The organism is Luteimonas sp. Soil_N_1 (assembly GCF_057656255.1).
The window spans coordinates 347,987-358,120 of sequence record NZ_JBDGKS010000002.1; the positions used below are offsets into that span (position 1 = coordinate 347,987).

At 68.1% G+C, this 10,134-nt stretch carries 5 protein-coding genes and 1 pseudogene; all 6 read right to left on the reverse strand.

The features are described from left to right. Nucleotides 1-35: 35 nt before the first annotated feature. Complete coding sequence (locus AC3A4E_RS15355; protein ID WP_487632353.1) at nt 36-3,041, reverse strand: TonB-dependent receptor domain-containing protein; 3,006 nt, start codon at nt 3,039-3,041, stop codon at nt 36-38. 275 nt (nt 3,042-3,316) lie between these two features. After that, entirely contained in the window at nt 3,317-4,717 is a 1,401-nt protein-coding gene (locus tag AC3A4E_RS15360) for a CehA/McbA family metallohydrolase domain-containing protein (protein ID WP_487632354.1), read from the reverse strand. 107 nt (nt 4,718-4,824) lie between these two features. Continuing rightward, nucleotides 4,825-6,012, reverse strand: a complete 1,188-nt coding sequence (gene pncB, locus AC3A4E_RS15365) for a nicotinate phosphoribosyltransferase (protein ID WP_487632355.1) — start codon at nt 6,010-6,012, stop codon at nt 4,825-4,827. A 3-nt stretch (nt 6,013-6,015) separates the two neighbouring features. Then, on the reverse strand, nt 6,016-6,876 hold the full coding sequence (locus tag AC3A4E_RS15370) for a glycosyltransferase family 2 protein (protein ID WP_487632356.1): 861 nt from the start codon (nt 6,874-6,876) through the stop codon (nt 6,016-6,018). A 128-nt stretch (nt 6,877-7,004) separates the two neighbouring features. Then, nucleotides 7,005-7,838 (reverse strand): annotated as a pseudogene (locus AC3A4E_RS15375) (glycosyltransferase family 2 protein); the annotation flags it as partial. Nucleotides 7,839-7,865: 27 nt separating this feature from the next. Then, on the reverse strand, nt 7,866-10,127 hold the full coding sequence (gene gspD / locus AC3A4E_RS15380) for a type II secretion system secretin GspD (RefSeq protein ID WP_487632357.1): 2,262 nt from the start codon (nt 10,125-10,127) through the stop codon (nt 7,866-7,868). Nucleotides 10,128-10,134 lie beyond the last annotated feature (7 nt).

The following is a 10,134-nucleotide window of genomic DNA, read 5'->3' on the forward strand; positions in this document are numbered from 1 at the left end:
CGATGACGGCGCACGCATGGATCAGCGCATGCGGTTCAGAAGCGGTAGTTCACGCCGGCGAAGTAGTAGCGGCCGATCACGTCCGACAGATCGTTGTAGGCACCGGCACCGACCGCGATGTTGATCGGCGGCTCACGGTCGAACACGTTGTTGACGATGAAGCGCAGCGACAGCCGGTCGGTGAGTGCGTACTGCACCGATGCGTCGTGCTTGATCGTGCTCGGCACGCCCAGGATGTCGCGCGTCTCGATGGTGTAGCTGTGGTCGTAGACCACCGAGTCGTACCACTGCGTGTTCCAGTTGACCGTCACCGGGCCCTTTTCCCAGCGCGCGTTGAACCGTGCCTGGTACTCCGGTGTGGGGCCGACCAGCGAGCTCGCCAGCAGGCCTGTGCCCACCGCGTCGTACTCGTCGAAGCCCAGGCCCGACACCGAGACCAGCAGCTTGCGCATCTTCATGACGTTCAGCCCGAGATCCAGGCTGCCGAAACGGTCACCCAGGGGCAGCCGGTAGTTGGCGGCGAAGCTTGTCGCGCCGAAATCGACGTAACCGGCATTGGTGAAGCCGACCTGCATCGAGCCCTGCACGATCTGGCCGTCCGCGCCGCGCGCGAAGTTGTCGCAGTACATGTTCGGCACCGGCTGGTCGTAGCAGGCCTGCATCGTCGAGGCGGCGTTGAAGGACGAGATCGCGTCCTTGATCTTCAGTTCGACGTAGTCGAGTTCCAGCGACAGGCCGGGGACCTGCTGCGGGGCGTAGACGATGCCGGCCGTCCACGACTCCGCCAGCTCGTTGCGCAGTGCGGTGTTGCCGCCGCTGAACATCTCGGTGGGCACGTTGGTGATCAGCGAGTTCAACGGCGCGTTGGGGTCCAGGCCCAGCGCTGCCAGTTCGGCGCGGCAGTTCGCCGAACGCAGCGCGGCGTTCGCGCCGGTGTTGATGTAGCGGCTGTCGCAGGGATCGACGCCGGTATCGGTGATCATCGAACGCGGCTGGAACAGTTCGTACAGGCTCGGCGCACGGAAGGTCTTGTTCCAGGTGCCGCGCAGGGTGAGGTCCTCGAGGAAGGTCAGACGCATGCCGGCCGAAACCGCTTCGTTGTCGCCGGCCAGCGAGTTGTCGACGGTGCGGTAGGACGCGTCGAACTCCAGCCCGGTCACCGGCCCCAGGGTCACGCCGTTGCCGAGCACCGGCACCAGCAGCTCGCCGTAGAACTCGTTGGTGTCGTACTCGCCGCGCATCGACGCCACCGGGGTGCTGCGTCCCAGGCCACGTGCAGAGGTTTCGTACGGCCGGTAGTCGGAGAATTCCTTGCGGTACTCCCAGCCGGCGACGAAGTTGAGTGCACCGGCCGGCAGCTCGGCGAGTTCGCCGCCGATGTTGACCTGGTAGTTGTTCTGGCGGGTTTCGTACTGCGCACCGAATACGCCGGTGACGTAGTCGCGCGCGGCCTGGCTGGCCTGGCCGATGCCGAACAGGTTCAGCGGCGCACAGGCGGTGCCGGGGTTGGTCAGTGCGACCCGGCACACGATGTTGCCGCTGCCGTCGCGCACCGCGTCGATCGCCTGCAGCCAGTTCTGCTGCAGGATGCCGTAGCTGCTGAAGCTGCCTTCGCTGCGGCCGAAGTTGGCCGAGGTGTTCCAGTGGAAGTAACGCCCGGCGGCCTCGAAGTTGCCGTCCAGGGCGAGCACGCCGCGCTGCGTTTTGCTGCGGCTGCTGACACCGGAGTCGGGGAGGATGTCGGTGTGGAAGCGCGACAGCCAGAAGCTGCTGACGCCGGCGCCGGTCAGCACGCCGCGCGCCTGGTCGCTCAGGAAGGGATTGTCGGTGGTGAACCGCAGCGCGCCGCTGGGCTGGGTGGTCAGCAGCGTGGAGTTGTAGGCGCCCTGGTTGATCGGTTCGAACGCGCGCATTTCGGCGCTCATGACCTCGGCGCTCAGGCGCATGCGGTCGGTCAGGTCGTAATGGCCCAGCGCGGTCATCACGTGGCGCTCGACCGGCGTGCGCACCGCGGTGAACTCGGAGATCTTCAGGCCGTCGCCACCGAACGCGTACGCGGGCTGGATGTAGTCGCCGACGTCGTAGGGCACCAGGCTGCCGGTGTTGTCGAAACGCACCGGGCCGCCGCCGATGTTGAGCCGGAACTGCGCCAGCGGCGCCGGCGCGATGTAGAGCGTGCCGCCTTCCGGATGCTCGGACATGCGGTGATCCTCGCGGCCGATCGAGGCCGGAATCCCGTCGCTGCCCGAGGTGTTCGCGGGGTTGGGCGCGAACGTGAAGCCGCGCGAGGTCCAGGGCCGGTCGGTCGCCACCAGCGCGCCGGACTTCGACCAGTCGACGTTGACGATGAGGCTGCCGCGGCCATCGGCGAAGCCGGTACCGCCGGTCAGGCTGAAGGCATGACGCTCGTAGTCGCCGCGCTCCGACAGTCCCGTCTGCGCATCGAACTCCGCACCCTCGAACCGGCTCTTGAGGATGATGTTGACCACACCGGCAACCGCATCGGAGCCGTACACCGCCGAACCGGTCGCCTGCACCACTTCGATCCGGTCGATCAGGCTGGCCGGAATGTTGTTGAGGTCGACCTGGTTGCCGCCCTGCCCGCCACCCGCGGCGTTGGAGCTGACGAACCGGCGCCCGTTGACCAGGGTCAGCGTGCGCTCGGACCCCAGGTTGAACAGGTTGATGAACTGCTTGCCGGTCTGCCCGCCTTCCTGGTCGCCCGCGTCGGTCAACGAGCCGATCACCTGCGGCAGCTGGTTCACCGCTTCGGCGGCATTGGTGAAGCCACGTTCGACGAACACCTCGCCGGCGATCACGCTGATCGGCTGGGCGGTTTCGGTGTTGCTGCTCTGCCGCTGGATGCGCGAGCCGGTGACCTGGACCGCATCGAGGGTGTGGGCCACGTCGGCTTCGGGTGATGTCTGCGCCATGACGGGCAGTGCGAATGCCGCGACACCGAGCACGAGCGCGGTGTGGATCGAGCCGGCGAGACGGCTGGTGGCCGGACGGGACAGAGCGGACTGCGGGGTGGGCGGCATGCGGTGAACTCCTGGCTCAAGATGACAAGCGGGGGTGTGCACAAGCATGTTATTGAGCATCGGAAGGCGATTGGTTGCGAATTTCGGGCAGCCAGCCGCCTCCGGCGACGCTTTTTTTGCGTTTCAGACCGGAATCGACAAATTCTTCACATTCGGCGTATCGCAGGCCGGCGCCGCCCGACGGACGCACGCACGCAACGGCATCCGGCGACAGGGCGTCGCCGGATGCCGTCGTCACAGGACCGGGCGGAGACCCGACCGGCCGGGTACAGGGGCTAGCGCGCGACTTCGACGAAGACCGGGTTCGAGTAGAACCACAGGTCCTGCCACGGATCCTCACCGGCAGCGTCCGGGGTCGGCTCGATCTGCGTGTTCGACGTGCCGCGCACGCGCACGAAACCGCGGGTCTCCGGCGCCGGCAGCGTGAGGTCGAATGCGATGCGGTTGCCGGTCTGCTGCCATTGCGCAGCGCGCACGGTGTGGACGGTCATGTCCGGCGTGCCGTCGGCGGACGCCTGCCCGGCGATCACGTCGATGTGGTCGATCGCATTGCGGTCGCCGTTGAAATTGGCGCCGTCGGGCACCGTAACCGACACGCGCACCGTCAACTGCGCACCGGCCGTGGCCTGCAGCGTGCCGCCCATCGTGGCCGGCGCCGCGCCTTTGGCTTCGACCTGCAGATCGAGCGTGTCGATCAGGTCGCCGGTCACCGCGAACATGCGGCCCTGGCGCAGGCCGTCGAAGATGTCCGCACTCTCGTGGCGCGCCAGCACATAGGTCTTGCTGTACTGCCCCGGCCAGAAGTCCGCGCCCCCCATGTCGATGTTGCGATGCGAATCCGACGTCGAGGTGATCCAGAAACGTCGGCCCTCGGCGAGCAGCGTGTCCCACACGCCGCCGAGCTGCGCGGTCATCTGGTCGAAGCCGCCCCAGGTCTTCGCCGCATCGTTGCGGTACAGCCCGCGATGGCGGCGGTCGGCCTGATGGCCCGGCGCGCCTTCCATACCGACGAGCACGTCCGGCGCGGCGTCCTGCCAGTTGCGCAGTTCCTGCGGATCGACCTTGCCCCAGACGCCGATCCCGGTCGCGGTGCGCGCCGGATGATTGACGAACATCAGCGGCTGCGGTTGCTGCGCCTGCATGTGGCGCAGCGCGGCGAGCATCGCCTCCGGCGTGTCGCGCGCGTCGTCGTCCACTTCGCGGCGGCTGAAACGCCGCTCCAGATCGACCAGCATCGTGTTCTCGTGCGCGCCCGGCGCCATGATCAGCGAAGCGTGTTCGCCGGCCGGCACGTCGAATTCCATGCCGTGGAACTGCAGCACATCCGGCACATCGGTGCGCGCCTGCTGCAGCGCTGGCCAAGCCGAATCGTGCGTCACCGCCGAATGGTTCGGGCCGCCGTGGTCGGTATGCACCATCCACACCAGACCGTGGCGTCGTGCTTCCTGCGCATTGCGCGTGCGCGAGTACGGCGAATCGCCGCCGCGGATCGGCGTCGGCGGTGAAGTGGACGTATCCCAGTCGACACTCCATTCGCTGTGCACGTGGTGGTCGCCGGCGCGCCAGGCGCGGCCGTCATCGCGATCGGTGGCAGATGCGCTGCCCATCAGGGCCAGCAGCAGGACGGAGAAGGACGCGCGGCGCGCGTGCCGGGAAGAAGCAACGTGGAGGGTCATGCGGAATCCGGACGATGGAGGAACACGGCGCGGTACGCCGCAACCGCGTATTCCACCGCAGCCCCATGTCATCCCGATGAAACCCGCGCGGGTTTCGTGTGCGGTGATCAGGCCGCGGTGTCGGCCGGCAGTCCGAACACCTGGCGCAGATAGGTCAGATAGCCCGGGTCGTCGCACATGCTCTTGCCCGGCGAATCGCTGAGCTTGGCCACCGGCTGGCCGTTGCAGCGGACCATCTTGATCACGATGTTCAGCGGCGTCGGCCCGAGATCGTTGGTCAGATGCGTGCCGACGCCGAAGGCCAGTTTGCAGCGGCCGCGGAAGTAGGCGTGCAGGCGTTTGACCTTGTCGATGTCGAGGCCATCGCTGAAGACCAGGATCTTGCTCGAGGGATCGACCCGGTTGTCGGCGAAGTGCGCGAGCATCCGGTCGCCCCAGACGAAGGGATCGCCCGAATCGTGGCGCACGCCGTCGAAGAGCTTGCAGAAGTACATGTCGAAATCGCGCAGGAACGCATCCAGCCCGACGACATCCGACAACGCGATCCCGAGATCGCCGCGGTACTCGTGCGCCCACGAATCCAGTGCCACGACCTGCGAATCGCGCAGCCGTGGGCCGAGCGCCTGGAACGCCTGCAGATACTCGTGCGCCATCGTGCCGTGCGGCGTCATGCCATGGATGCGCGCGAAGTGGACGTTGCTGGTGCCGACGAACTGGTCGCCCAACGCATCGCGCAGCAGCGGCAGCATGTGTCCGTGCCAGTGCTGCGAATAGCGGCGACGCGTGCCGTAGTCGGCGATCCGGCAATCCTCGTAACCGGCGACGTCGCGCAGCAATGCTGCCTTGGCCTGCAGGCGCCGTTCGCCCTCGGCGAAATCGGCCTGCGTGGTGTTGCGGAACCAGACCTCGTTGATGATCGCCAGCAGCGGCACTTCGAACAGGATCGTATGCAGCCACGGCCCGGTGATCCCGAGCTCGATCTCGCCCGGCACATCCGTCGACGCGTGCAGCTCGATGTACTTGCGATCGAGATGGAACAGGCCGAGGAAGTCGGCGAAATCCGGCTTCACGAATCGGAGCGCGCGCACGTAGGCCAGTTCGTCCGCGCTGAAGCGCAGCGCGCACAGGGCATCGATCTCCGCATCGATCTCGTCGATGAACTGCGCCAGATCGATGCCGGGCGTGCGGCACTTGAAGCGGTACTGCACGACCGCACCGGGATGCTGGTGCAGCACCGCCTGCATCATCGTGAACTTGTACAGGTCGGTATCGAGCAGGGAGGCGATCGTGGTCATCGGTCAGCCCGCCGCCTGCGACGCGCGGCGCAACACCGCGAGCGGAAACCGCGCCCAGATCATCGTCCACACCGCGACGCGTTGCGGCCAGCTGCGGTGCGCCGCTTCGAAACGCCGGAAGTAACGCCACAGCCCGCGATGCTTGTGCCATTCGACGAACACCGGGCGAGCCCGGCTGGAGACACCGCGCACGTGCAGCACGGCGATGTCATTGGCGACCGCGATCACCGCGCCGGCGTCGCGCGCGCGCCGGCACAGATCCAGGTCTTCGGCATGCAGCCGGTAGCCGGTATCGAAACCGTCGATGCGGTCGAACAATGTGCGCGGCAGCAGCATCAGCGCGCCGGAGATCGCCTGCACATGCTGCAACGACTGCGTCATGTCACGCGGCACCGCGAGCACGCGGGCCTGCGGATTGCGCAGCATCGCGGCGAAGTCGGGATCACGGCGACGTGCGGCGGGATCGCGCGCGCCATCCTCGCCGACGAGCTCGGTGCCCAGCAGGCACGGCACGGCCAACGTGTGGGCGTGCGCACGCAGGCGCACGAGCGTGTCGCCATCGACGAGGCAATCCGGATTGACGAATGCGATCCACGGCGCGTCGCCATCGCGCGCACCCTGGTTGCAGGCGACCGCGAAGCCGGGATTGTCGGGATTGCCGATGAAATGCACGCGCGGATCGAGCGAGGCGTGTCGCTGCACGATGGCCAGCGTCATGTCGACCGAGGCGTTGTCGACCACGCGGATCTGCGCGACGCCCGCGGCGGCCCGCAGGCGTGTCAGACAGGCGTCGATCGTGCTGCCGCTCTGGTGGGTGACGACGACGGCGACGATGTCGGGCGTGGCGGAATCTGCGGCGGTCACTTTTGCGACATGTCTTCGGTGGACGCGACATTGTCCGTCGTGACGGGTGCAGCGTGTGTCGCGCCGTCGTCGCCCGGTGCCGATGCGGCGACCGGCGACGCGGCATCCACCGGCCCGCCATCGTCGTCCGCGTCGAACAGCTGCTGCTGCGCCGGCGCGTTCTCCAGCGCGTCGAAACCCTGCTGCAGCGCCAGTCGTGTCGCGTACAGCGGGTCCTGCATCAGGAAGGTCGCGAGTCGCGAATGCCAAGCCGGCCAGCGCACCGCCAGTGCGTCCATGTCGCCCTCGGCCGGTCCGCCCTCGCCGCCGCGTGCGACGAATGCGGTCTCGCACAGCGCGTTGCGCCAGCCCAGACCGGCCATGCGCAGCGACAGGTCGATCAGCGCGGCATACCAGGAGTGATAGCTCGACGCATCCAGACCACCGGCCTTGCGCCGCGCGTTGCCGCGCAGCAGCACCGCGTGGCCGATCGCGGCCGGCAGTTCCGGATACAGCGGCGGCAGCGTGCGACAGGCGCGCGCAAGCCGTGACGGGTCATCGGGTACCGGGTTGATCTCGCCAATCCGCGGCCAGGCCGCGGACTCGCCGGCGTTGCACCACGGCGTCGCGGTGGCGATCGACGCATCGCGTGCGAAGCAGGCCGCCAGCGCATTCGCCCAGCCGGGCAGCGGAATCGCATCGGGGGCCAGCACGATGACATCGGCATCGCCGCAGGCACGCAGCACGTCGTCGAGATGCGCGACCTCGCCGATCGAACGCTGGCGGCATGTGTAATCGGCCTGCAGCGGCGTGCCGGCCAGCCAGCGCTGCACGATCGCCGCGCCGCGTGGGCCGACGCGCGCATCGTCGGCCAGCCAGATCCGCGTGCCCGCCGGCGTACCCGCGTCGAGCGCGGCCAGGCAGGCGTCGAGCGCGTCGTCGTCGTGACCGACCGGCAGCAGGATGACCGGCAGCTCAGCCATGCACAGCGTCTCCGCGCGTTGCCGGGCTCAGTCCTGCGGACTCTGCAACGGCTGCAGCGCGCGGAACCGGCGACCGTACTCGTCGGTCAGCTGCCGTGCCTCGAGCGGATTGCGCACGATGGTGGGCGTCAGCAGCACGATGACCTCGCTGCGCTCGGTGTTCGAACGCTGGGTGCCGAACAGGCCGCCGAAGACGGGGATACGGCTCAGGCCCGGCAGTCCGCCCGACGAGCGTCCCACTTCGTCACGGATCAGGCCGGCGAGCATCACCGTGTCACCGGCCTGCACCGCGGCCTCGGTCTTGAGCCGGCGCGTATCGATGCGCACGTTGCCCTGCGAATCGGCAGTGCTCTGCGCGCCCGGCGTGCTGACCTCCTGGACGATGTCGAGGAACACCATGCCGTCGCGGGTCACGCGCGGCCGCACCTTGAGGATCGTGCCGGTCTCGATGTACTGGACCTGGGTGAACTGGCTGTCGCCGAGGATCGGGTTCACGCTGCTCGACGCGACCGGGATGCTCGCGCCGACATTGAATTCGGCCATCGCGTTGTTGCGCACGAACACCGACGGCGACTGCAGTACCTGCACATCGGTGACCTGGTCGAGCGCGTTGATGATCGCCGCGGCATCGTTCTTGACCAGCGACCAGGCCACGCCCGGTCCGGACACGCCACCGATGCTGGCACCCAGCGTGCTCCAGCGGCTGGGGCCACCATCGGCTGGCAACGGGAACGGCCCGATCTGGTTGTCGGTCATGCCCTTTTCGATGAACCAGTTGACGCCGTACTCGAGCACACCGGTGAGGCGGACTTCGACCACCTGCGCCTCGATGTGCACCTGCGCCGGCATCACGTCCAGGCGCTCGACGACATCGCGGATCGAAGCCCAGGCGGCCGGCGAGGTCCGCACCAGCAGGGTGTTGGTTTCGTCGACGGCCGAAACACCCACCCGGGCGCCTTCGACTTCCAGCGTGACGCTGCTCGGGCCTTCCTGCTGCTCGCTGAGCTGCATCTGCCCGATGTCGCCGCCGCCCCGGCTGCCGCCGCGGCCCATGCCCGACCCGCCGCCACCGCGATTGTTGCTGCCCATTCCGCTGCCACTGTCGAGACTGGACTGGCCGTCGATGCCGCCACTGCGCAGCGTGTTGCCGGTCAGCCCGGGCATCAGCGAGGCGCCGTCCTGGCCGGCACTGCTGCTACTGCCGCCGCCGAACACCTCGGACAGCCGCTGCGCGAGTTCGCGCGCCTTGATGTACTTCAGTTCGTAGGAGAACAGGCGCGGCTCCTGGCCGGCGTTGTCGATGCGCTCGAGCCACTGCTGGATCTCGCCGAGGTAATCGGCCTGCGGCGTGATCACCAGCACCGCGTTCGCGCCTTCCAGCGGCATGAAGCGGAACATGCCCGACACCGGCGATTCGCTGTCCTGGCCGAACACCTTCTCCAGATCGGCGACGACCTGGGTGGCCTTGCCCGACTGCAGCGGGAACACGCCGACCGACATGCCCGAGAGCCAGTCGACGTCGAAGATCTCGATCGTGCGCAGGTAGTTCTCCAGCTCGGGGCGGCTGCCCGAGATGGTGATGACATTGCGCGCGTTGTCGGCGCTGACGATCGCGTTCGGCCGCGCGTAGGGCTCGAGCACCTTTTCCATCTCGGTCGCCGAGATGTAACGCAGCGGCACGGTGCGCACCTCGAAGCCGCGGGCGACGTTGGTGCCACCGGTGCGCGGCGCGACGGTACCGGTCGCCAGCGCGGTATCGGCCGGCACGATGTTGTAGCGGCCGTCGCTGTAGATCATCCGCGCGTTGTTCCAGCCCAGCACCATCTCCAGCAGGCTCAGCGCCTGTGCCGCACTGACCGGCTGCGGCGTCGCCAGCGTCACCGTGCCCTGCACTTCCGGCGCGATGACGTAGTTCTGGCCGAGCATGTCGCCGAGGATCGCCTTGGCGACCGCGTGCACCGATTCGCCCTCGAAATTGAACGACGCCTGCCCGCTGGTCGCGCCCAGCGACGGCGGCGCCGCAGCTGCGGCGCGCTGGTTGAGCACGGTGCCGCTGCCGCGACGGATCTGCGGCTGCGGTCGCTCGTCGTCAGCCAGCAGCGACTGGGGGCGTGCGCCGGACGCGGACGCATCCTCGGCAGAAGAGACACCGGCCTCGGGCGCCTGCCGCAGATCGGCATCCCGGCGCATCGAGGCGGTCGGCGCGGTGGCGCAACCTGCGAGCAGTGCGAGACCGGTCCCGAGGGCGATCGCCCGGAGGTGGAAGGCTGGCGTCTTGGAAGGCTTCATCGACGGG

Bases quoted from the DNA above. Each gene is read 5' to 3' on its own strand.
- pncB (WP_487632355.1), bottom strand. From the start codon at position 6,012: ATGACCACGATCGCCTCCCTGCTCGATACCGACCTGTACAAGTTCACG.
- gspD (WP_487632357.1), bottom strand. From the start codon at position 10,127: ATGAAGCCTTCCAAGACGCCAGCCTTCCACCTCCGGGCGATCGCCCTC.
- AC3A4E_RS15360 (WP_487632354.1), bottom strand. From the start codon at position 4,717: ATGACCCTCCACGTTGCTTCTTCCCGGCACGCGCGCCGCGCGTCCTTC.
- AC3A4E_RS15355 (WP_487632353.1), bottom strand. From the start codon at position 3,041: ATGCCGCCCACCCCGCAGTCCGCTCTGTCCCGTCCGGCCACCAGCCGT.